Source organism: Halarsenatibacter silvermanii, from assembly GCF_900103135.1.
Taxonomy (GTDB): Bacteria; Bacillota; Halanaerobiia; order Halanaerobiales; family Halarsenatibacteraceae; genus Halarsenatibacter; species Halarsenatibacter silvermanii.
On sequence record NZ_FNGO01000008.1, the window covers coordinates 57985 to 81030 of the forward strand.

Genomic DNA, 23046 nt, shown 5'->3' on the forward strand with positions numbered 1-23046 from the left:
ATGGAACTGTTCAGATCAGAATTCTGGCAGGAGTCGAGGAAATATCTGGTTCTGGTGGCGCTGGCTCCCATTCTGGGAGGTATGACTGATATCCGCAGCGCCATCTGGTTGGGCAGTTTGACACTGCTGGCCATCATAGGAGCCGGACTTATAAATATTGCTCTTAAAGGTATAGTTACCAGAAATACCAGGGCTCCTTTCACCGTTATAATTACCATCACTTTAATCTCTCTTTTCCAGATCTATTTAAGCATTGTGGATACAGCACTGCTGGAAGAATTCGGAGTATATCTTCCTCTGATAGCTCTCAATGTGCTGGTTCTGAGGCAGACAGTTCTTTTTGAAGTTGAAGATGCCAGCCGTGAATTCAGAGGCAGCGTCTGGTTTGGGTTTAAACTGCTGGTGCTGATGATCTTTCTGGGCGGTCTCAGAGAACTCTTTCTGACCGGCCAGATAAGTAATATCGAAATATTTGCCAGCGATATAGCTTTCTTTGGAGAACCCGGGGGCATTTTGATAGTTCTCGGTTCTTTAGTCGCGCTTTTCAAAGCTGCTTTTTCTTCCGGGCCTGCTGCTGAAGAGGAGGTAAATTAGGATGGTGGAGTTACTGCAGCTGTTTCTGGGCGGAATTTTCTGGAACAATATAGTACTAAATAATCTTCTCGGATTGACTCCGTTTTTAGTCGAAAGAAAAAGTTCTTTCAGGGATTCGCTGGGAATAGGAATAACTACCACTTTGCTCATGATTTTCCTGGCTATGATAACCTTTATTATCCATGAGCATGTTTTGATACCTTTAGAGCTGACATATCTCAACAACTTGATCTTCGTCCTGTTGATTATGGGATTGATATTCTTTATGAGGATGAGGCCAGAGAATCCCGAAAAAATATATTCCTGGCATTATTATCTGCCTGATATATTTTTTAATGCAGCAGTTTTTGGTATGATTCTTTTGGAGATAGCTGAATGGGAAACTCTAATAGAAGCTGTAGTCAGTGCAGCCGGTTATGGTATTGGTTTTACCGCGCTGCTGCTGATAGTAGACGGTATGAATAATAGAATGGAAAAGACGGCCGCTCCTGAATGGTTAAAAGGTGTCCCTATCCAGCTGATTATTCTGGGTATACTGGCGCTGGCAGTTTCAGGACTGGAAGGGATTTAAAGCTAGATCTTCCTGTTTTCGGTTGGTAAATAGGTGGGCTAAAAAATTACGAGTATCACTTCGTTTTATATCTTCCAGCCATTGTTATCATGATAGTGATCTTATGCGATATATATAGGCTGATAACAGGAAGAACCTTAAATATTTGGAGGTGTTCTATCATGGCTGAAAATGCAGCTGAACTCGAAAAGCTCGAAGATATGGATATCGAGGAACAATCGTTTGAAAAGGGGCTTTATATCCCCCATCACAAATCTTACACCGACGATCTTCCGATCACCAGACTTTCTTATCCCGGCAGGGTGATAATCCCCCTCAATCAGCACATCGGCGAGACGGTAACACCGGTGGTAGAGGCAGGAGAGAGGGTGGAAAAGGGACAGCTGATCGGAGAGTTAAATGAATTTTGGGCTTCGAACGTTCATGCCAGTGTGAGCGGTGAAGTTGCGGCCATAGAAGAAAGACAGATGGCCGGCGGTGATCGGGTTCTTTCCGTCGTCATAGATGTCGATGACGAACAGCAGGAATTTTCTGAAGTTATCAGAGAGGACTGGGAGGATCTCGAGATCGATGAGATGAAGTCCATGCTCCAGAAATATGGAATCGTCGGCATGGGGGGAGCAGCCTGCCCCACTCATATAAATGTGAGCACCGATGACCCGGTTCCCAACCTTATCCTGAATGGCGCTGAATGCGAGCCTTTTCTAACCTGTGATCACCGCATGATGGTGGAATGGGCAGATAAACTTATCAAGGGAGCGAAGATTTTATTCAAAATTATCAAAGCGGATAACTGTTATATAGGCATCGAAACCAATAAGCCCGATGCCATAGAGGTTTTAACTGAAAAGACGGAAGATCTGGAGAACTTTGAAGTGATTCCCCTGGATACCAAGTATCCACAGGGTTATAAGAAGAGTATGATCAAGGCTATAACCGGTAAGGAGCCTCCTATGGGAGCCCGCTCGGCCGATGTAGGCTGCATTGTGAGAAATATAGGAACCACGATCGCCATTTATGAGGCTATAGTCAAAAACAAGCCGCTCTTTGAAAGGGTGGTTACAGTCAGCGGCCCGGAGACTGTACCGGAAGCGGGCAATTACGTTATGCCTGTAGGAACCCCTATAAGGCACGTAATGGAGGCAACCGGAGTGGATATTAGCTCTCTTTCCGGCTGTAAAATAATTCTGGGAGGAGCTATGACCGGTACTGCCGTCAGTTCCCTCGATGTGCCCGTAACCAAAAGCGATACCGGTGTAATTCTTCTGCCGCCCGATATGGCCGACCTGGGACCCTCTCAGGATGAAAAACCATGTATACGCTGTGGTAAATGCGTGGAATCCTGTCCCATGAAGCTTTATCCCAATGAGCTGAGTCTGGCGGCCGAAGCTGAAAATTACGAAGAAGCTGAAAAGCTGCATGCCACCGAGTGTGCTGAGTGCGGAATCTGCAGCTTCGTCTGTCCCTCTCAGCGAAAAGTTGCCGAAGCTATCACCAGTGCCAAGCCTCATGCCAAAAAAATCCGCAGAAATAAATAGAAGCTCTGACTGATTCTTTTGCCTGAGCACTGAAAAGAGGGTTATAATCAGCTGAACCGCCGGACATCCTGCTGTCCGGCTTTTTTATTTGCCTATTTAACAAAGGCCTCTGCTGATGATATAATTCATTATAACTGTATCTGCTGCTGAAGTAATTCAGGTGAGGGGGTAAACCTTTCGATAATAGATGCTCTGGTTGATACTGATTTACTCAGTGCTGGTGGGATTTTCAATCGGATTGATGGGAATGGGAGGGGTTTTTTTAACTCCGGTATTAATTCTGATCATGGATTTATCGCTGTCGGAGATCATGGGGACAGTTCTATTGAGTTTTACCGCTACAGGAATGATGGGCAGCCTGATGTATCATCGTAGAGGCAATATTGACTGGTCGGCAGCACTTTTGCTGGGATCTTTCAGCGCTCTGGGCAGCATTTTTGGCGCCAGTACAAATTTAGCTCTTGATGAAGAGATACTGAAAACAATTCTCGGGCTTTTCCTGGCTGCGATTGGAGTTTTTACCCTTCTGCGCCATAAATTTACTCTGACTTTAGGCGGATTCAACAATATTGAGTCAGCGGTTTTTTCCGTTATAATTTTTTCCCTTACCGGGCTAGGCGTAGGATTTGCCTCCGGTCTTCTGGGGGTGGGCGGTCCGGTTTTACTGGTTCCACTGCTGGTGGCTGCAGGCTGGCCCATTCTTCTGGCGGTGGGAGTGAGCCAGGTGGTTAGTGTCTTTGCTTCTCTTGCGGGGGCTGCCGGATATCTGCAGGCCGGAAGTCTGTCTCCTCTGCTGGCCTTCTGGTTGGCGGGAGGGCAGCTGATCGGTGTGGTTTGCGGCTCCATTTCCGCCCATTCACTGCCAGAAAATAAAATTAAAATTCTGCTCGGCACGGCCCTGATATTTCTGGGATTTTATTTTACCGTTTAAAGATCAAAGTTTCCGGGAGGTTTCTAACATGGTAAACGATGGTGTGAAGGGGATCAGCAGCACCATAAATGAAGTCGTTTCCGGCCGGCCTTCGACGGTGGCCGAAACAGCGCCTGCCAGAAAGAAAAAAAAGGATAAATCCCGGGATAGAGGAGATCTGATCTACCTCTCCGATCTGGCCCAAAACCTGCATGCTCTCATAAAATTTCTGGAAGAGAGGGACTGGCCGGAAGAGCAGAATGGCTTTGATTTTATAATGGAAAAATTTATAGAAAATCCCGATCCTTATCCTGTACCCGAGTTTGTGGAGATGCTGGTGGAATTGAGCGGCCAAAATCCGGGCTGTTTTAAAGAGCTGCTCTTTCAGGCCCGCATGCTGCAGAAAGATGATTACAACCCAATACTCTGGCTGGGCGTTCTTACCAGGCTGTCAAGGTCGGAAGCTGAAAGTTTCATTGAATGCACCGCGGAAATATTCTCGTTTTATGAAGATAAAGATCTGGTCAAAGAGCTTGTGGCTTATATCGAAGAAGTTCGAATAATATTAAACGAGCATCAGTTTCGGGAGGCAGCGGAGAGATCAGCTTTCATAACTTCTGCCTGTCAGCATATCAATTCCGATAAAAAAGCGTAATACATTATAAATAATGAACAATAAACAATGAATAGTAAAATTATATCATTGCTGTTAATGGACTTTTGAACTATTTAATGATACAATGATAAAAAGTATTATTAATAATAAATTTGATAACAGTTCTACCGGGGCTTAAGCTTTTTGTCTGTTCAGTTTTTTAGGCCTTAAAGAAGTTCTTTAGGGGGCTGAAAAATTTGAAATCGGTTTTGATAGTGGATGATGCATCCTTTATGAGGTTGAATTTAAAGAACATACTGGATGAGGATTACGAAATCCTGGGCGAGGCGGAAAATGGAAAAGAAGCAGTGGAAAAATATCAGGAGCTGAATCCTGATATCGTAACGATGGATATAACAATGCCGGAGATGGATGGACTCGAGGCCATAAAAGCTATAAAGGATATCGATCCCGATTCAGATATTGTCGTGGTCAGCGCTATGGGCCAGCAAAAAATGGTCATCGATGCTATCGAAGCCGGGGCGGAAGACTTTATTGTCAAACCCTTTGAAGACGAAAGGGTGCTGGAAGCGCTGCAAAAGTTAGGTTAAAAACTTATTTGAGGAAGCTTCTGCCAGTTTGTTAAGAAAAACAGTACTATTGTATCAGAGCTTTTTTCTCACAGCTCTTTCATTTGCAGATAATATTATGGTAGAATGCAGTATGTCTTATCTAACCAGTTTAAGATTTGAAGTAAATCTTTTCATTTGAGGTGGTTTCTGGATGAATGAATACCTGAATTTCTTACAGACCGGCCTCGATGGCGCCTCTGAAAGACAATCAGCTCTGACCAATAACATAGCCAATGCGGATACTCCTGGCTATAAGCGCGAGGATGTTGACTTCCGCTCTACTCTGCGGGGAAAAATGGAGGGTGACTCTTCCGGCGGCGGTCGAACCGGGCTGAGCAGGACTCATCCTGGCCATCTTGCCGGCAGAAGAACGGAAGAAGCGGGCGCTGAATTCAAACGTTATAAAGAAACTGATACTTCCTATAGGTACGATGAAAATAATGTCGATATCGAAAGAGAAATGGCCGAATTGTCCAAAAATGAAATCTACTTCAGCACTCTCTCCCAGCAGATCAATGCTAAGTTCAATAATCTGGGTACCGTACTGGAAAGAGGTGGATAAACATGTTTGAAAACATCAACACCAGCGCCTCTGGACTGACCGCTCAAAGAACCAGAATGGACGTCATCTCGGATAACATAGCCAATGTTAACACCACCCGGACTGAAGATGGCGACCCCTATCGACGCAAAACCCCTGTTTTTCGCAGTCGAGCTTCCCGGGGGACGGGCAGCTTCTCGCAAATTTTATCTGAGAGAGCCTCGAGTTTTTCACAGAGTGGAGATAGCTCCCGCAGGGGGGTTGAGATAGCCGAGATTGCTGAAGATGATAGCCCCTTCAAAACGATTTATAACCCAGAACATCCTGATGCTGACGACGACGGTTATGTAGAAAAGCCCAATGTTGAGATCACCATGGAGATGGTCGATATGATAGATGCCTCGCGGGCCTATGAGGCAAACATCAATGCTCTGGAAACCGCTGAAAATACCGCTCAGAGAGCTCTCGACATCGGAGGCGCCTAAATAAGGAGTGATGGTCAATGATCGGACCTATTTCTGACAGGCTGGATCTGCTTTCCGGCGGGGAGATTGAAACCACTGAGTCGGAGGGCAGCGAACATCCCATAGACGATTTTGCTGAGCTGCTGGCCAGGAATGTTGAAGAAGTAAATCAAATGGAGAGAAGCGCTCAGGATCTGAGCGAGCAGTTTGCCCTGGGGGAAATAGATAATATTCACGAGGTAACAGTTGCCACCGAGAAGGCCAGACTGGCCCTGCAGCTGACCACAGAGATTCAAAATAGAGTGGTTGAAGCTCATGACGATATAATGAGAATGCAAATTTAGTGAGGTTACAGTGATGTTTGCAAGAATCAGAGATTTTTTCAGCCAGCTCCAGGAGCTCTGGGGAAAACTAAATAACAGAGCTAAAATAATCATAGGGGCTTCTGCTTTTATTGTTTTCACTGCTCTGGTATTTATGATTTTTGTGCTGGGAGATGCCAATTATCAGCCCCTTTTTGAACAGCTGGCTCACGAAGATGCCGGCGAAATAGTCGATGAATTGGAGAATCGAGGAGTGAGTTATCGGCTTGAGGATGGCGGCAGTACGATTTTGGTGCCGGCCGATCAGGTTCACGATATGAGGCTTGCTCTGGCGGGAGAAGGTCTGCCTGCTTCGGGGCAGGTCGGTTTTGAAGTTTTTGATGATGTACAATTTGGTACAACCGATTTCGAAAGAAGGGTAAACTTATATCGGGCCATGGGGGGAGAATTGAGCCGCTCCATCGAGAGTATGGAAGCAATAGCAAGCGCCCGGGTGCAGATAACTGCCCCCGAGGAAAGCCTTTTTGTTTCCGAAGAAAGGCCGGCTGAGGCTTCAGTTATGCTGAATTTGGAGCCCCGACATCAGCTCGATGAAAGTATGGCCCGGGCAATCGGAAATCTGGTGGCCAGCGGTGTCCCCGATTTAAGTCTGGAAAACGTGACCATCGTCGATACCGCGGGCAACATGATCGCGGCCGGTGATCTGGCGGATGGAGATGATTTCAATGCCAGGGAGATCAGCACCAACCAGAGAGAGATGGAACGAGATTACGAGGAGAAATTGACCGAAAGATTGCAGGGGATGCTGACCAGAATTCTGGGCCCGGATAATTTCACCGTTCAGGTCGAAAGCAGAATGAATTTTGACCGCAGAGAACGGGAGAGTCACACATATTTACCCATTATTGATGAAGAAGGGCTGCCGAGAAGCAGAGAGGAACTGAGAGAAATATATTACGGCGGAGAAACTCCTGAGGAAGCAGGAGCCCCTGGTACGGATAGCAATATTCCCGGTTATCTAACCGTGGAGGAAATGGAAGAAGAGGGGTATTACGAAAGAACTGAAGAAACCATAAATTATGAGATGGATGAGATCGTGGAGCGCGAGGAATTTGCTCCCGGCCAGCTGGAACATCTTTCTATTTCTGTAATGGTCGATGATGAGATGGCCGAGGATGATCTGTTAATTCTTGAGGATTCAATTCAGGCTGCGGTCGGTTTTGACCCCGAAAGGGATGACACCATAAATGTTTCCAGTCTGGAATTTGATCGAACCATCGAAGAGGAGATAGAAGCTGCCAGGGCCGAAGAGGAGGCCCAGCGCCGCAGACAGCAGATAATATACAGTGTTCTCATAGTTGCCATCCTTCTGATAACTCTGACAGCAGCTTTAATTCTGCGCAGACGAATGAAAACTTCGGAAGAAATGGCCGTTCCTCAGGGCGCCACCGTCGATGAGATGGTCGAAGATGAAGAGGAAGAAGAGGTGGAGCTGCCCGAAGAGGAGCTTTCCGAAGAGGAGAAAAAAGCCCGCAAGATGCGCGAGGAACTTCATGAAATGGCCGAAGATCAACCGGAAGAGATGGCCGAACTCATTAAAAGCTGGATCATAGAAGAGTAAGAGGTGATATTTAATGCCCACAGAAATAGATGGGCGTAAAAAAGCGGCCATTTTGCTAGTAACCCTGGGATCTGATGTTTCCGCACAGATTTTTGAGCATTTGAGCGAAGAGGAGATAGAGGAATTGACCCTGGAGATAGCCAATCTTCAGGAAGTAGAACAGGAGACCAAGCAGGGGGTTGTCGAGGAGTTTTATCAGATGGCCCGGGCCCAGGACTTTCTTGACAGGGGTGGAATACAGTATGCCCGTGATGTCCTGGAAAAAGCAGTGGGGAAGGAGAGAGCCAAAGATATACTCGGGCGATTGACAGCGTCGCTCAAAGTTCGCCCTTTTGACTCCATCCGCAAAACCGATCCATCTCAGCTGATAAATTTTATTCAGGATGAACATCCGCAGACCATAGCACTGGTGCTCGCCTATCTCAATCCCGATCAGGCTTCAGAAATTTTGAGCTCGCTGCCGGAGGAAATTCAGACCGAAGTCTCCAAACGTCTGGCCACCATGGATAGAACATCTCCCGAGATCATCAAGGATGTGGAACAGGTTCTCGAGCAAAAAATTTCTTCCGTCGTCACCGAGGAATATGCCCGGGCTGGCGGTATAGAATCGATAGTTGATATATTAAACAGCGTCGATAGAGGAACGGAGAAAAATATTCTCGATGAAATGGAGCAGGAAGATCCGGAGCTGGCCGAGGAAATCAGACAGAGAATGTTCGTATTCGAAGACCTGACGCTTCTGGACGATCAGGCCATACAGCTTACCCTGCGGCAGGTTGAAACAGATGATCTGGCCCTGGCTCTAAAGACGGCCAGCGAAGAAGTCGAGGAAAAAATTCTCAGCAATATGTCGGAAAGAGCTGCCGAAATGCTGGAGGAAGATATGGAATATATGGGTCCGGTCAGGATACGAGAAGTGGAAGAAGCCCAGCAGCGCATAGTAAATGTCATCAGAGAACTCGAAGAAAGCGGCGAGATAGTTATAGCCCGCGGCGGGGAGGAAGAAATAGTTGTCTGATTTTAGAGGTTCAAACTCCAGTTCCAACTTAATAAAGTCTTCCAGCATAACCGGGGAGTATCAGTTGAGCGAAAAGGAAACCCGCGAGAGGTATGAAGAAGAAAAAAGCAGAAAAAACGATGAAAATCGGCAGCAGGATGAAAAAAATGAGAAAAGTGAAGAAGCTGAAAAAGCGCTTGAGCAGGCCAGGAGCGAGGCGGATGATATTTTAGAAGAAGCCCGCCAGAAAGCCGATGAGATTATCGCCGCTGCTGAAAACGAGGCTGAAAAAATAAAAGAGCAGGCCGAGGAAGAAGGCTATAAAGAGGGGTATGATAAAGGATTGGCAGAGGGCAGGGAAGAAGCCCGTGAGAACTTGAGAAAGGAACATCAAAAATCTCTGCAGACGGTAACAGAGGCCGCTGCCAGAACGGATGAAAGGCTTGAAAAGGAAGTTCGGGATACTTCGGAGCGGATAGTCGACTTTGCTGTTGATATAGCTGAAAAGATAGTGCAGACTGAAATTCATTTCAATCCTGAAGTTATAGTTCCTATTGTTGAGGAATGTCTGGAGGAAATCAGCTTAAATAATAATGAGATTACCATTCGGGTAGCTCCCGAAGTTGAGGAATACCTGCGGGATCTGGATTACGAAGGCCGGCGGGATACCGAGATCAAAATTGTAGCTGATTCCGGTTTAAAACCGGGGGATTGTCTGGTGGAGACCGACTTCGGCGGTCAGGATGCCACCATCGAAAGCAAGCTCGAAATTTTGCGAGACCAGCTCACCGATGAAGTCAAAAATACCGTGGAGCAGTGATAAAAATGAGCATAATCGATTATGACAGGCTCAAAAGCACCCTGGAAATTTCCGATACAAGGAGAAATTTTGGGCATATAACCCGCGTGGTGGGGTTGATTATCGAATCGCGCGGACCGGAGGTCAGCATCGGTGAGATCTGTCTGATCAAAAATCATGACCGCACCGTGCGGGCAGAAGTGGTCGGCTTTGATGATAACCGGGTGCTTTTGATGCCGATTGGAGATATAAAAGGAGTGAATCCGGGCGCCAGGGTGGTGGCGACCGGCGAAAAGTTCAGGGTGAAGGTAGGAGAAGGCCTGCTCGGCTGTGTGCTGGACGGGCTGGGTCGGCCCGAGATGGGCGAGATAGATTCCCGGAGGGATCTGACAGATGTTCCGGCTACCCGGCAGCCGCCTGACCCCTTAAAAAGACAGCGGATTAGCGAACCCTTAAGCCTGGGAATTCGCAGCATAGATGGGCTTTTAACCTGCGGCCGGGGGCAGAGGATCGGGATTTTTGCCGGGAGCGGTGTCGGCAAAAGTACCCTGCTGGGAATGGCCGCCCGCAACACCGAGGCCGATATCAACGTCATAGGACTTATCGGCGAGCGGGGAAGAGAGGTCAGAGATTTTATCGAAAAAGATCTGGGCGAAAAAGGCCTGGGAAAATCCATAATAGTGGTGGCCACTTCCGATGAGCCCGCTCTGGTCCGTTTTAAAGCTTCTCAGGTAACCACCGCCATCGCCGAATACTTTCGCAATCAGGGGGAAGATGTGCTGCTGATGATGGATTCTCTGACCCGGGTTGCCCGGGCGTTGAGAGAAATAGGTCTGGCCGTGGGAGAACCCCCCACAACGAGAGGATATCCTCCCTCTGTTTTCAACAGACTGCCCCGTCTGCTGGAAAGAACGGGAGCGGGCGAGGAGGGGACCATCACAGCGCTTTATACGGTGCTGGTTGAGGGCGATGATTTTAACGAGCCCATTTCCGATACCGTCAGGGCTATTCTCGACGGTCATATAGATCTCTCCCGGGATCTGGCCTCCCGCAATCATTACCCGGCTGTAGATGTGCTTTCAAGCGTCAGCAGGGTCATGAAGGATATAGTGCCCGAGGAGCATGAAGAATCGGCAGGGGAGTTAAAAAAGCTGCTGGCGGATTATAGAGAATCGGAGGATCTCATCAATATAGGTGCCTATGAAAAGGGCAGCAACCCCGATGTCGACAGAGCTATAGAGCGAATTGATGACATCAATGATTTTTTGCAGCAGGATATAGAAGAGGATGCCAGCTATGAAGGGACCATCTCGCAGCTGAAAAATATTGTAAGTTAGCCGGAGGGTGATCCTGCTTGAAAAAATTTGATTTTGATCTGAAGAAAGTTTTGAAGGTGAGGACTATCAGAGAAGAGCTGGCTCAGGCTGAATTTCTAAAAGCCCGGCAGCAGGCCCGGCAGCTGGAGGATGAGGTCGATAATCTGGCCTGTGTACAGGAGAAAGTTTACGATCATATCAGAAAAAAATCCAATCCTGATCCTGAAATGGCACTGCAGGCCCGCCGATATTTAAAGCATAATCGCCAGGAAATCGATAATCTTCAGGAGAATCTTTCCCAGCAGAAAGAGGTAGTCTATGAGCGGCGGGAGGAATTGAGGAAAAAATCGCAAAAAAAGCAGGCCATGGAAAGGTTAAAAGAGAATCAATCAGAAGTATATTATAAGGAGCTGCAAAAAGACCAGCAGAAAATAATAGATGATCTGGCCCGACATTTTACGGGCAGTCTGGATGAGGACGAAGATGTTTTTCCGCTTTAAGGGGGAAACTGAATGCTGCGCAAATTATTACTGATAGCTATTATATTATCTTTTCTGGCCACGATTTCTTTAGTAGCATTAAATTTTTTCGGAATAATTTCTATAAGATCCTATGCAGAAGACATAGTAACCGGTTTGCCCGTGCTGGAGGACCATGTTCGCACCGGGGAGCAGTATTTTGAATTACAGGGTGAATATGAGGCTCTGCAGGAGGAGCATGCGGAGCTGCAGGAGGAGCATCAGAACCTCCAGAATGATTTTGATGAGCTGGAGGCCGAACTGGAAACAGTCCGCAGCGAAAAAGAAGAACTGGAAGCGCTTTATCAGGAGATGCAGGAAGAGGAGATGACCAGAGAGGAAAGAATGGAACAGCTGGTTAATATCTATTCCAATATGGCGGCGGCTCAGGCGGCGGAAATTTTTGAAACTATGAATCGGGAGCTGGCCGTGGCTATTCTGGCCAACATGGACGATCGCGATGCAGCCGAGCTTCTGGAAAATCTGCCGGCCGATCAGGCGGCGGAGCTTTCAGGAGAATTACAATAGATGAATGATGTTATGTGTAAAAAACAGGCTGAAAATAAAGGGAAGGGGGTGAATAAATGAGTTCGGGAGCTGTCAATATTTTGCAGGGGATGTTCAACGCTTCTCTCGATGCTGATGCCGGCGATCTGGACTCCGAAGCCAGCAGCGATTCTCTATCGGAAAGCCCTGAGGATTTCAGCGAGGTTCTGAGCAAGATTCAGGATAAAAATCCGGAAGCCGCTGACTTTGAGATCGGAGAGCTGGAGGCTCTGCTGGAGGAAAAGGAGATGATTTCAGCAGGAGCCGGTTTTGCAGGACCGCTTGATCTGCTGGAGAGGCTGGTTCAGACAAATGCCATCGATATTGAAATCTCTGAGGGAAAGCTGGTTTTTTCCTCGGAGGAGCTTTCTGACGAGCTGGTCGAGCTGCTCAACGAAAGCGAGATGGATCTGGAAAGCCTTCTGGAGATGAAGGAAGCGAGCTCGGGAAGTTTTCCGGCCCTTCACGGCGAGCTTATGACAGCCGCCAACTTCGCGGAGGAAGAGATCGATGCTCTGCTGGAGGAAACTCTCTTTCGCTTCGAGGACCGCTGGCAGAATCCGGAGAAAATTCGCAGTCAGATCAGGCGGGCCATGAGGTCTGCAGCGCTGCAGGGTGTAGATACCTCCGAGCTGGTGGAAATGTTCGGCGAGCTCGAGCCGGGTGAGGCAGAAAATATGCTTTTCAGGATGATGCTGGTAGAAGCTGACGCCGAAGAAATTTCCGGGCTGGCAGAGAGCGACAAAAATTACATCATGCATGCTCTGCTGAATTCTGAATCGACCGAGGAGTCTTTTTCCCAGCTCAGGGTGGATCAGGATCTGGCCCCTCTGCTGGAGAAAATTGCCGAACATTATGATCTGAGCGATGATCAGGTTGAAAAGCTCATCGACAGGGTCAGGCAGAAGTATGCCGATGGGGAAAACCGCTCGCAGCTATTATCCGAGATGATCGCCAGGCTGGATAGCGAGGCGGCTGATATAGAGCTCGAATCCAGACCGGCCCGACATGCGGCGGAACTCTGGAATGAGGTGCTGTCAGAAGTTTTGAGCCGGGAGCTGGATTACCGGTCAGAAGAGGTCGACATCAAGGAATTTCTCAGGGGATTGGATGATTCCGAATCCGGAAGAGCTGAAATCGACAGCGAGCTGCTGCGCGATCTGCTCTTCGGCGAGGAGGATTCACGTCCGACTGCGAACTGGCAGGAACTCACCGCCGAGCTGTTAAATTTCGATTCTCAGGAGGAAGTCGGCGAGTTTGACCTGGAACTTGATCTGGATCTGGACCCGGACCGGGAAGGATTAAATCCTGCGGATTTATCTGATATACCCGGGACAGCCAGTGATGAACAGCAGCTTAATGCACTGGGAGATTACGAACTGGCCCAGCTGATGATGAGCGGCGGGGCTGAAACTGCAGCTGCCGAAATCGAATCCGACTGGTCGGGCTGGCAGCAGAGCGCTGTGGATCAAATAGTTGAGTCGTTCACACTGCTGCAGGGCCAGGAGCGCGACACCATGCTTTTACAGCTGGAGCCCGAAAATCTGGGCAAAATCGGTATTGAGATCTCGGTGGAAAGCGGTGAAGTGCTGGCTCATCTGGTTGTCGAGGACAGCGCTGTCCGCAGCGAGCTGGAAAATAATCTGGGAACTCTGCATCGCAGTCTGGTCCGCGAGGGCTTTGAGGTGAATCAGATCACCCTGGAAGGCAGCGATGAGGAAAACCCACTGCTCTCCCAGGAAGAAGGCGGACAGCAGCGGGAGGATGATTCCGGAAGTTCTGAGAGAGAGGGCTCTTTCGAGGAGGAATTTTCTTCGGAATGGCCCGGCAGAATATCAAGACTGGATGACTTTGAGAACGGCGAGATCGATGAAGAACTCAGGGGATGGCTCAGGTGGAAGCAGTATCAGTACACCTGGATTTAATCTGTCTGCCTGTTCTCAGGAGGTGAAATAAAAGATGATGGAAGGAACCGTGCCAACACCGGCCGGCCAGGAAGTTGCCCTGGCGGAGGAGGACATGGAAGCGCCGGACGAGATAGACCGCGTAGAAGGCGATGAGCTGGGACGCGATGCTTTTCTGGAACTGCTGGTCACCCAGCTGGGCAATCAGGATCCTCTTGAACCGATGGACAATGATGAATTTATCACCCAGATGGCTCAGTTCAGCGAACTGGAACAGATGGAAAATCTCAATACCACGATGGGAGATTTTGTCGAACGTCAGGAGCTGGCTGAAGGTTCTGCTCTCATAGGCAGAGAAGTAGAAACTGTGCACCCTGAATCGGGCGAAAGCGTTCTCGGTGAGGTGAACAGGATCAGCCGCGAAGACGGTGAAATATATCTGCAGCTGGAAGGTTATGAGGAAGAATTTGCGATGTCGGGAGTAAGCGCAGTACAGGCGGCGGTGGAATAAACCGCATTCCGGGAGGTAATAGCAGTGGATGATAGAATGATGGTCAACCAGCCAATTCAGCGACCTGGATCGGCTCAGCCCACCCGCCAGGATCAGACCGGGCGGGAAGTAGAGGACAGTCAGGCCGACTTTGGCGAAATTCTCGAAAAGAGGCTGGAAGAAAAAGATGATATCGAATTCTCCCGGCATGCCCGCGAGAGACTGGAATCGCGCGGCATTAATATAACTCCCCGCACGCTCAACAGGCTGCAGGAAGGTCTGGAGAAGGCCGCAGATAAGGGAGCTCAGGAATCTCTGATCATGGTGGACGATACCGCCTATATCGTAAGCGTGGAGAACAAAACTGTCATCACGGCCGTAGATGAGGCCAATGTCAGGGAGAATGTCTTCACCGATATCGACAGCGCGGTTCTCATGTAAAGCGAAAAGCAAAAACTGAAAAAATATATGTCGGTTATGGGCTGGACCTCACTGTGAGGAGGCCCGGGAAGTCTGCCGATTGCAGGTTTCCGCCGACAATCACAGGAGGTTAGTATATCATATGATGAGATCTATGTTCTCCGGTGTGTCAGGACTCAGAACGCATCAGGAGAGAATGGACGTAATCGGAGATAATATTGCCAATGTAAATACAGTGGGATTTAAGGGCAGCACGGTAAATTTTGCCGAGATGATGAGCCAGACTCTTCAACCCTCCCAGGCTCCCACCGATGCCAGAGGTGGAACCAATCCCCAGCAGATAGGCCTGGGTGTCGATGTTGCCAGCATAGATACCGATGTAACTCAGGGAAGCTTAGAATCGACAGGAGTTTCTACCGATCTGGCGGTGGACGGCGACGGTTATTTTGCTGTCAATGATGGAGCGCAGGAGTTTTATACCAGAGCTGGAAATTTTGATGTAGATGAAAATGGAGATCTGGTCAGTTCGACCAACGGCTTTAAAGTTCAGGGCTGGCAGGCTGATGGAGATGGCAATATTCCCGAAAGAACTGAGCCCAATATTGAAGATCTTTCCATCCCGCTGGATGATGAGATGGAGGGCGATGCAACAACTGAGGCCAGTTTTTCCGGCAATCTTGACGCCCGCGCCAGCGAGGCTGATGGTACTGAGGATCCCAGCCGAACTGTGACCATGGATGTATATGATTCGCAGGGAGAAAGCCATTCCGTTCAATTTGAGTTCGCTCGAACTTACACCAATGATGAGATATCATTTGAGGGCAGTTTAGGCGAAGATTTGGATGAGTCTGAAAGCGTGGATATAGAAGCCGTAGATGCCCGGGGAGAGACCCATGTGGCGGAAGATGGCATCGAATTTGAGCGGCATGAAGTTGATTTAAGTTATGATACCGAGGATATTGGTGATGAAGTAACTGACCAGGCTCTTGAAGAAGGTGTAGCATATGACGTTGCTGATTTAGAAGGAACTACTGAAGTTCAGACAGCTAATGAAGACCATGATGTTCAAGCCGAATATGCATTACAAAATGAAGATGAAAAATACGTGGCAGTAAGTGCTGATGGAGAAACTTGGACACAGCTTACTGAAGCTAAAGCTACAGATGATTTAGACGCTGCAGAACTTGCTGCTTATGCAGATGATGGAGAAGAATTAAGTGATTTTGAGAATATTGCTGAAATATCTAATGATAACACCGTAACATCAGGTGAAATGACTTTTGATGAAGTAACCTGGACCGATGATGGTATTGACATCCAGGCCACAGCAAATAAAGGTGTTTGGTCTGCTGGAATAAGTGATGATTATGATGAAGATATCAGTTTTAATGATGGGAACGATAAAATATATTTCAGAGAAAGCGAAGAAAATGGAACCGAACTTTATGAAGATTTACTTGAAAATGAAATCGACGATCTCTATATCAACTGGGATCAGATAGATCACGAAGAGCTGGAAATACCCACAGATAATTTTGCCGATCTGGACTTCAGCGGAGAGGAATTCGATGTCAGCTCTCAGACAGATTCAGATATTCAGGATAATGTCTGGGAGGTAAAAAATATTGAGCCTGAGTATGAAGATATTGAGCTGGATGGTGAGGCAATTGAAGAAAATCTTTACACTCACTTCAATAAGGACGGAGGCTTTAGAGGGCTGACTTTTGATCATCCCCAGGAGTATGATAAGACGGATTATGACGAGGGAGATTATACGAGTATCGCTGATTTTGAATGGTCTCAAACCAATGTTAATGAAGGGGCCGATGATTTAAATGTGGAAATGGATTTCTCCGGTCTAACTCAGGCTGCAGCTGATTATAATGTGGAAGGTTCTGCCGAAGACGGTTACGAATATGGGTTTTTCGATTCCTTCGAGATTGATGGTACCGGCATAATTTCTGGCTCCTATACAAACGGTCTTACCCGGGATCTGGGCCAGGTTGCTCTGGCTAATTTCAATAATCCAGCAGGTCTAAATAAAGAGGGAGATAATTTGCTGAGCCGTTCTCAGAACTCAGGAGAAGCTCAATTTGGTCATGCCGGAGCCGCTGGTTTTGGCGACATCGCGCCCGGCACGCTGGAGATGTCCAACGTCGATATGGCCGAGGAGTTCACCGATATGATCAGAACCCAGCGCGGCTTTCAGGGCAACTCCTCCACGATAGATACCAGCGATGAGATGCTGCAGGAGCTGGTTAATCTGGCCAGATAATTTATTCCTGACCGGGAAGTATGTTATGCTGTTAATACAGTAATAGCAGTGCAGGAATAAAGGCTAATGCGGAAGGGAACTTCAGGGTAGATGTGAATCTCTGAAGTGTCAAAGCCTGATGGATTTTGAAAACCAAACAAATAAAGGTCGGGAGGGCATGTGTCTTCCGGTTTTTGAGGGCTATTTTCAGCTCTCCTGGCCCATCATTAAGGGGTTGTTCTGGCATGATCAGGGTCACAAAAATGGGTGGCGAACCGATAATTCTCAATGCCAATCTCATCGAAAACATCAGATCCACCCCTGACACCGTAATCACCCTGACCACCGAAAAGAAGATAATCGTGGAAGAAGAAACCGGGGAAATCATAGAAAGAGTTATCGAATATCAGAGAAAGATTCATAACTCCCACCCCCGCAGACTCAGTGAGGAGTGAATTTTGTGGATATAATCACCATAATAGGAGTAATCTCCGGAATTTCCTTAATTAGCGGCGCCATAATTCTCGGCGGACAGGCTTTTATGTTCGTCAGCCTGGAATCGATCATGATCGTCGGCGGCGGTACCCTGGCGGCTACCATGATCAATTACTCCTATGATAAGCTGGCGAAGCTTCCGGATTTGATACGAATAGCCTTCAGCAAGAATGAGTATGATTCCGAAGAGATCATCCAGCTGCTGGTATCTCTGGCTGAAAAGGCCAGGCGCGAAGGTCTTCTGGCGCTGGAACAGGATGCCATGGAGGCAGATGATGAATTCCTGCAGAAGGGGATTCAGCTCGTTGTCGATGGCACAGATCCCGAGCTGGTGCGCAGCATTCTCGAGACCAAATTGACTTTCATCGAGGAAAGGCACAGCGAAGGCCGGGGAATACTGAGCAAGATGGGGACGCTTTCTCCCGCTTTTGGTATGATCGGAACTCTTATCGGTCTGATTCAGATGCTGGCCGATCTCGATGATCCCACCGAACTCGGCCAGGGCATGGCTGTTGCTCTGCTCACCACATTTTACGGGGCCCTGATAGCCAATCTGATTTTTATCCCTATGGCCGGTAAGCTGGAAACTACCAGCCAGGATGAAATACTGCTCAAAGAGGTTATGATCGAGGGCATCCTTTCCATCCAGGCCGGCGAGAACCCTAGAATTGTGGAGGAAAAACTTCGTGCCTTTCTGGCTGAATCAGAAGGCGAGGAGGAAGAAGAAGCGCAGCCGGCAGCGGGCACCGAGGAGGTGGCCATGGAATAAATGGCTAGGAAAGGCTCCACCAACGATGATGACGGTGGAGGTGGCTCTCCCGAATGGATGACCACCTTTGGAGATATGATGACCCTTTTGCTCACTTTTTTCGTGCTGCTTTATTCTATGTCCTCGATAGACGAGGAACAATTTGAAATCGCCCTCGATTCTATCAGGGAAGGTCTGGGCGTTTTTACCGGCGGCAGAACTATCGCCACGCAGCGCCTGCTCGATGGCGGCGCCATCGGCGAGGGTTTTTCTCCCATGAACATCAGGCTGATGGAGACGCTTATGGGCCAGATCGAACAGTATGTTCAAGAGGAGCAGGTGGACGATGCAGTTTCCATGGAGATGACCGAACGGGGGCTGGAAGTTAGATTTGCTGGAGATATCCTATTTGATCTGGGAGATGCGGAGATCCGCCCGGAAGGTGAAGAAGTTTTAAGAGAGGTCGGCGAGATGATCGAGGAAACCCCCAATGATGTAGTGGTGGAAGGTCATACCGATAACCTGCCTATCAGAACTGACAGGTTCCCTTCCAACTGGGAACTTTCCACCGCCCGGGCTACCACGGTCGCCCGCTTCTTTATCGAAGATATGAACCTTGATTCCGAGAGGTTTTCGGCAGCTGGCTATTCCGAATATAGACCACTGGTGCCCAACGATTCTCCCGAAAACAGAGCTCAAAATCGCCGCGTTGAAGTTATTTTTCTCAACCCTGATTTTGTTCGGGAATCACCGGTTTATGAGCCCGCAGAGGAGCAGCCGGACCCGGGAGCTGAAGAGACCGATGATGACATGGAAACTCCTCCCGGTCCCGAGTTTGAGGACGAATCTCCTGCTCCGGATTTTGAAGATGTGCCGGAGGCTGAAGGTTTTTGATTTTCAATATTTAAGGAGTGAAACTTAGATGGCAGAGCAGAGCAAAATAAAGCGCGCGGGAATGATCCTCGGAATAATATTTTTAGTTGTATTTATTGCAGGAGCAACCAGCTTTGGTGTCCTCTGGTATCTATCCCAGCAGGATGCCGAGGAAGCCGAAGAAGTTGAGCTGGGGCCCACCTATGATCTCGGTGAATACACCGTCAATCTGACCGGTGAGAGCGCATTTCAAATTCTACAGACCAAAATAGTGGTCGAGGTAAGCAGTGAAGAGGTGATAGAGGAGTTCGAGGAGAGATCGCCGCAGGTTCAGGATACGCTCATCAGTGTTCTGCGTAATGCGGGAGATCAGGAGCTGCGGGAGCCCGGCATGCCGGGCATTAAAGAGGACATTAAATCCGCACTAAATGAGATTAGCCGCAACGGCGAAGTGAGGAATGTCTGGTTTACTGATTTTGTAGTCCAGTGAGGGGGGATTTTACGTGGCTGATGCTGACGTACTGGATCAGGAAGAGATAGACTCATTGCTTTCAGCTCTCGACTCCGGCGATGTCGATGTCGATGAGATGAAAGAGGAGGAAGAAGATGCGGTCAAGGAGTATGATTTCAGGCGTCCTGATAAGCTCTCGAAGGAGCAGATGCGGACGCTGCAGATGATCCATGAAAACATGATGAGGCTTCTGACCACAACTCTTTCCACCAAGCTGCGAACAGTGGTCGATTTCGAAGTCGCCTCCATCGAGCAGCTATCCTATGAGGAGTTTACCCGCTCGCTGCCGGAGCCGACCATTATCGGCATTTCAGAGCTGGATCCCCTCTCCGGACAGTTTCTGCTGGAAATAAATCCTGATATAGGATTTGCGATCATAGATAGATTATTTGGTGGATTCGGCCGTCCCATTGAAGAAGGGCGCAGTTTTACCGATATAGAGGAGACGGTGCTCAAAAAAGTCCTCAACTGGTTTTTGAGCACTATGCCTGAAGCCTGGGAAAACATTCTGGATCTAAACCCCCGGCTGCGGGAACTGGAATCAAATCCGCAATTCACGCAGATCGTACCGAGCAATGATATGACAATTATAATCACTTTTTCTGCCCGGATCGGCGAGAGCGAAGGTCTTATCAACATATGCCTTCCCTATATTATGCTCGAGCCGATTGTACCTCAGCTCAGCGCTCAGCAGTGGTTTGCCAGCAGCAGAGAGGAGCAGACGGCCAGGCATCTCGATAAGCTCAAAAAAAGAGTGAGAAAAGCCCCGCTTGAGCTTCAGGTTGAGCTGGGCAGCACCGAGCTTACGGTCTCTGACCTGCTCTATCTCGAAAAGGGAGATGTTGTCAGGATGGACAAAATCACCGACGAGATGGCTGATGTCAGAATCGGCAGCAATATAAAGTATCGCGGCATTATCGGTACCAGGCACAAACATAAAGCTCTCAAGATTATGGAAGTTGTGGAGCAGGAGGAGGGAGATGTGGATGATGAGTGATGAAGGCGGTGGAGATTCGCTCTCTCAGGATGAAATTGACGCCCTATTAGATGACTCCGATGATGATTATGAGGGTGAAAATGGAGACGAGGGCGGGGAATTTTTGACCGATCAGGAAAAAGATGTTATGGGCGAGATAGGCAATATAGCCATGGGATCTGCCGCTACAGCGCTTTATACGCTCATGGATAAAAAGGTGGAAATCACCTCGCCCCAGGTCGAGGTCAGAGAATTTTCTGATATAAGAAAAGAGTATGATAGACCGATAGTTTTGGTCAATGTTGAGTATACGGAGGGACTGGAAGGTTATAATCTGCTGGTTATAAAGCATGATGATGCGGCTATTATAGCCGATCTCATGATGGGTGGAGATGGAACAGATGCTGACGAAGAGCTGGGGGAGCTGCATATCAGCGCTGTGGGAGAGGCGATGAACCAGATGATGGGTTCAGCTTCAACCTCTCTTTCCAAGATCCTGGATCAAAAGGTAAATATCACGCCCCCCGAAGCCCAGTATCTCGAACTCGATGATGTTATTGAACAGGAAAGATTTTTTGATGCTGACGAAGAACTGGTGGTTACTTCATTTCAGCTAAAAATTGGTGATCTCGTCGACAGCGAATTTCAACAGCTGGCACCGGTGAATTTTGTGCACGGCCTGGTAGAAGAGCTCGTGGGAGACGATATGGGCCTTACAGCTAAATCTGCAGACAAGAGTGAAAAGGCTGCTGCGGCAGCGATGGAAAAAATACAGGAGACGCAGAAAGAGAAGGATATGGCAGGAGCGCAGCCGGAAGTACCCGAAAAAGAGACGGTGGAAGAACCCGCCGCCCGGCAGGATAAAACGGCCGCTGCTGCTTCTGCGGCAGGTGCTGCTGCCGGCCAGGCCAGAGATGCCAGAAGCGGCAAAGTTTCCGGGGAAAGAGAAGTTCAAAAAGAGGTGCAGAAAGCAGAATTCCCCGACTTTGAGGAAGGTCAGGGCAGACCGCTCCCCCAGAACATGGAGCTCATAAAAGATGTACCGCTCCAGGTTACCGTCAGGCTGGGCAAATCCAGAATGACAATAGAGGAGATACTGGATCTGGGTGAGGGTTCGATTATCGAGCTTGATAAACTGGCCGGAGAGACGGTTGATCTGCTGGTCAACGGCAAATTAATTGCCAAGGGCGAAGTTGTAGTTATAGATGAAAACTTCGGTTTCAGAGTTAAAGATATAGTCAGTCCGCAGGAGAGATTGAACAATATTTAATCCGGGATGCAGTTAAAGGGGAAATAAAATGGATTACGGTTTTGAGCTGGTCAGGGTTTTCTTTTACCTTCTGCTGGTTTTGGGAATTATATTTTTCGGCCAGAAATACTTTCGCAGATTCATGCGCCGCCAGCAGCAGGGAGAGCACATGCAGATAATTGAGCAGCTTTATCTTTCTCCTAAAAAAAATTTAACTCTGGTGAGAACCAGGGATGAGGTTCTGCTGATTGTTATCTATGAGGAAGGGGTTAAAAAGTTAAATTCCTGGCCCCGGGAAGATTTTGAGCTGGAAAAGGCTGCCGGCTCGATGACCGATGCTGAAGAACAAAAAAGTTTTAGTGAGCGCATTAAGGAACGGCTGAACTTTTACGGTCGTGGTGAAGATGAATAAAACAGCTATAATCACTTTTTTGGTGATCGCAGCTCTGCTTCTATCAGCACCTGCTCTGCAGGCCCAGGAGTTTGAGATACCGGAGGTCAACCTGGAGATCAGCCCTGGAGGAGAAGAAGGGGACGATCTGGTTTTAACACTCCAGATCCTGCTGCTGCTTACTTTTCTTTCGCTGGCTCCGGCCATATTGATAATGGTAACTTCCTTTACCAGAATCATCATCGTTCTTTCTATGATCAGAAACGCCCTGGCTACCAGAACGATGCCGCCCAATCAGGTGTTGATCGGTCTGGCTTTGTTTTTAACCGTTTTCATCATGGCCCCCGTATGGCAGGGAGTCATGGAGGAGGCTGTCACTCCCTATCTCGAGGATGAAATAGGTACGGAGGAGATGATCGAAGAGGGGCTGGTGCCGGTCAGAGGTTTTATGTTCGAACAGGTCAGGGAACAGGACTTGAGTTTATTTTACGAGATGACGGAAATGGACAGGCCGGAAAGCGAGGCAGATGTGCCGACCTATCTTCTGATACCGGCATTTGTGATGAGCGAGCTGAAGACAGCTTTTATAATCGGTTTCATCATATACATACCCTTTGTTATGATCGATATGGTAGTGGCCAGCATTCTCATGTCGATGGGAATGCTCATGCTGCCCCCGGTTATGATCTCGCTGCCCTTTAAAATAATGCTTTTTGTGCTGGTGGACGGCTGGTATCTGGTGATAGAATCGTTGATCAGAACCTTTTAGC

At 48.2% G+C, this 23046-nt stretch carries 27 protein-coding genes; all 27 read left to right on the forward strand.

All coding sequences use genetic code 11. From position 1 onward, the window contains the following. The 27 genes from BLT15_RS05735 to fliP all read left to right on the forward strand — a co-directional run bounded on the left by BLT15_RS05735 (position 1) and on the right by fliP (position 23045). Complete coding sequence (locus tag BLT15_RS05735; RefSeq protein WP_159429838.1) at positions 1 to 594, forward strand: Rnf-Nqr domain containing protein; 594 nt, start codon at positions 1 to 3, stop codon at positions 592 to 594. A gap of 1 nt (position 595) precedes the next feature. Further along, entirely contained in the window at positions 596 to 1165 is a 570-nt protein-coding gene (locus BLT15_RS05740) for an Rnf-Nqr domain containing protein (protein ID WP_089759582.1), read from the forward strand. 161 nt (positions 1166 to 1326) lie between these two features. Then, entirely contained in the window at positions 1327 to 2703 is a 1377-nt protein-coding gene (rsxC, locus tag BLT15_RS05745; RefSeq protein ID WP_200769702.1) for an electron transport complex subunit RsxC, read from the forward strand. A 196-nt stretch (positions 2704 to 2899) separates the two neighbouring features. Further along, positions 2900 to 3634 (forward strand): sulfite exporter TauE/SafE family protein, encoded by a 735-nt coding sequence (locus tag BLT15_RS05750; RefSeq protein ID WP_159429839.1) that lies wholly within the window; start codon positions 2900 to 2902, stop codon positions 3632 to 3634. A gap of 28 nt (positions 3635 to 3662) precedes the next feature. Then, positions 3663 to 4268: a hypothetical protein gene (locus BLT15_RS05755; protein ID WP_089759587.1), complete on the forward strand. Its 606-nt coding sequence runs from the start codon at positions 3663 to 3665 to the stop codon at positions 4266 to 4268. Positions 4269 to 4465: 197 nt separating this feature from the next. After that, positions 4466 to 4819: a response regulator gene (locus tag BLT15_RS05760; protein WP_089759589.1), complete on the forward strand. Its 354-nt coding sequence runs from the start codon at positions 4466 to 4468 to the stop codon at positions 4817 to 4819. A gap of 172 nt (positions 4820 to 4991) precedes the next feature. Next, positions 4992 to 5402 carry a flagellar basal body rod protein FlgB gene (gene flgB, locus BLT15_RS05765; protein ID WP_089759591.1) on the forward strand — a complete coding sequence of 137 codons (411 nt, stop codon included), beginning with the start codon at positions 4992 to 4994 and terminating at the stop codon, positions 5400 to 5402. After that, positions 5399 to 5866, forward strand: a complete 468-nt coding sequence (flgC, locus tag BLT15_RS05770; RefSeq protein WP_089759593.1) for a flagellar basal body rod protein FlgC — start codon at positions 5399 to 5401, stop codon at positions 5864 to 5866. The genes flgB and flgC overlap by 4 nt, the downstream gene beginning before the upstream one ends. Before the next feature lie 17 nt (positions 5867 to 5883). After that, positions 5884 to 6189 (forward strand): flagellar hook-basal body complex protein FliE, encoded by a 306-nt coding sequence (gene fliE, locus BLT15_RS05775; protein ID WP_089759595.1) that lies wholly within the window; start codon positions 5884 to 5886, stop codon positions 6187 to 6189. Positions 6190 to 6202: 13 nt separating this feature from the next. Beyond that, complete coding sequence (gene fliF, locus BLT15_RS05780; protein WP_089759597.1) at positions 6203 to 7789, forward strand: flagellar basal-body MS-ring/collar protein FliF; 1587 nt, start codon at positions 6203 to 6205, stop codon at positions 7787 to 7789. 13 nt (positions 7790 to 7802) lie between these two features. Beyond that, entirely contained in the window at positions 7803 to 8807 is a 1005-nt protein-coding gene (gene fliG, locus BLT15_RS05785; RefSeq protein WP_089759599.1) for a flagellar motor switch protein FliG, read from the forward strand. Continuing rightward, positions 8800 to 9606: a FliH/SctL family protein gene (locus BLT15_RS05790; RefSeq protein WP_089759602.1), complete on the forward strand. Its 807-nt coding sequence runs from the start codon at positions 8800 to 8802 to the stop codon at positions 9604 to 9606. The genes fliG and BLT15_RS05790 overlap by 8 nt, the downstream gene beginning before the upstream one ends. Positions 9607 to 9611: 5 nt before the next feature. After that, positions 9612 to 10922, forward strand: a complete 1311-nt coding sequence (gene fliI / locus BLT15_RS05795; RefSeq protein ID WP_089759604.1) for a flagellar protein export ATPase FliI — start codon at positions 9612 to 9614, stop codon at positions 10920 to 10922. A 17-nt stretch (positions 10923 to 10939) separates the two neighbouring features. Beyond that, positions 10940 to 11401: a flagellar export protein FliJ gene (fliJ, locus tag BLT15_RS05800; protein WP_089759606.1), complete on the forward strand. Its 462-nt coding sequence runs from the start codon at positions 10940 to 10942 to the stop codon at positions 11399 to 11401. Between the two features lie 12 nt (positions 11402 to 11413). Beyond that, positions 11414 to 11947 carry a magnesium transporter MgtE N-terminal domain-containing protein gene (locus tag BLT15_RS05805; RefSeq protein ID WP_089759608.1) on the forward strand — a complete coding sequence of 178 codons (534 nt, stop codon included), beginning with the start codon at positions 11414 to 11416 and terminating at the stop codon, positions 11945 to 11947. A 56-nt stretch (positions 11948 to 12003) separates the two neighbouring features. Further along, positions 12004 to 13890, forward strand: coding sequence for a flagellar hook-length control protein FliK (locus tag BLT15_RS05810; protein WP_089759610.1), 1887 nt, complete (start codon positions 12004 to 12006; stop codon positions 13888 to 13890). A gap of 34 nt (positions 13891 to 13924) precedes the next feature. Further along, on the forward strand, positions 13925 to 14380 hold the full coding sequence (locus tag BLT15_RS05815) for a flagellar hook capping FlgD N-terminal domain-containing protein (RefSeq protein WP_200769704.1): 456 nt from the start codon (positions 13925 to 13927) through the stop codon (positions 14378 to 14380). 24 nt (positions 14381 to 14404) lie between these two features. Next, positions 14405 to 14800, forward strand: a complete 396-nt coding sequence (locus BLT15_RS05820; RefSeq protein ID WP_234985521.1) for a TIGR02530 family flagellar biosynthesis protein — start codon at positions 14405 to 14407, stop codon at positions 14798 to 14800. Positions 14801 to 14921: 121 nt separating this feature from the next. Then, positions 14922 to 17054 (forward strand): flagellar hook-basal body complex protein, encoded by a 2133-nt coding sequence (locus BLT15_RS05825; RefSeq protein ID WP_089759612.1) that lies wholly within the window; start codon positions 14922 to 14924, stop codon positions 17052 to 17054. Positions 17055 to 17278: 224 nt separating this feature from the next. Continuing rightward, on the forward strand, positions 17279 to 17488 hold the full coding sequence (locus BLT15_RS05830) for a flagellar FlbD family protein (protein ID WP_089759614.1): 210 nt from the start codon (positions 17279 to 17281) through the stop codon (positions 17486 to 17488). Between the two features lie 5 nt (positions 17489 to 17493). Next, complete coding sequence (locus tag BLT15_RS05835) at positions 17494 to 18297, forward strand: motility protein A (RefSeq protein ID WP_089759616.1); 804 nt, start codon at positions 17494 to 17496, stop codon at positions 18295 to 18297. Further along, positions 18298 to 19170: a flagellar motor protein MotB gene (locus BLT15_RS05840; RefSeq protein WP_089759618.1), complete on the forward strand. Its 873-nt coding sequence runs from the start codon at positions 18298 to 18300 to the stop codon at positions 19168 to 19170. Positions 19171 to 19198: 28 nt separating this feature from the next. Further along, positions 19199 to 19639 (forward strand): flagellar basal body-associated FliL family protein, encoded by a 441-nt coding sequence (locus tag BLT15_RS05845; RefSeq protein WP_089759620.1) that lies wholly within the window; start codon positions 19199 to 19201, stop codon positions 19637 to 19639. A gap of 13 nt (positions 19640 to 19652) precedes the next feature. Continuing rightward, positions 19653 to 20657, forward strand: a complete 1005-nt coding sequence (gene fliM / locus BLT15_RS05850) for a flagellar motor switch protein FliM (protein WP_089759622.1) — start codon at positions 19653 to 19655, stop codon at positions 20655 to 20657. Then, the gene (gene fliY / locus BLT15_RS05855) at positions 20647 to 21906 is read left to right on the forward strand and encodes a flagellar motor switch phosphatase FliY (protein WP_089759623.1); all 1260 of its coding nucleotides are present in this window, start codon (positions 20647 to 20649) and stop codon (positions 21904 to 21906) included. The genes fliM and fliY overlap by 11 nt, the downstream gene beginning before the upstream one ends. A 28-nt stretch (positions 21907 to 21934) precedes the next feature. Next, positions 21935 to 22297 carry a FliO/MopB family protein gene (locus BLT15_RS05860; RefSeq protein ID WP_089759625.1) on the forward strand — a complete coding sequence of 121 codons (363 nt, stop codon included), beginning with the start codon at positions 21935 to 21937 and terminating at the stop codon, positions 22295 to 22297. Continuing rightward, positions 22290 to 23045 carry a flagellar type III secretion system pore protein FliP gene (gene fliP, locus BLT15_RS05865; protein WP_089759627.1) on the forward strand — a complete coding sequence of 252 codons (756 nt, stop codon included), beginning with the start codon at positions 22290 to 22292 and terminating at the stop codon, positions 23043 to 23045. Before BLT15_RS05860 ends, fliP begins: the two co-directional genes overlap by 8 nt. Position 23046 lies beyond the last annotated feature (1 nt).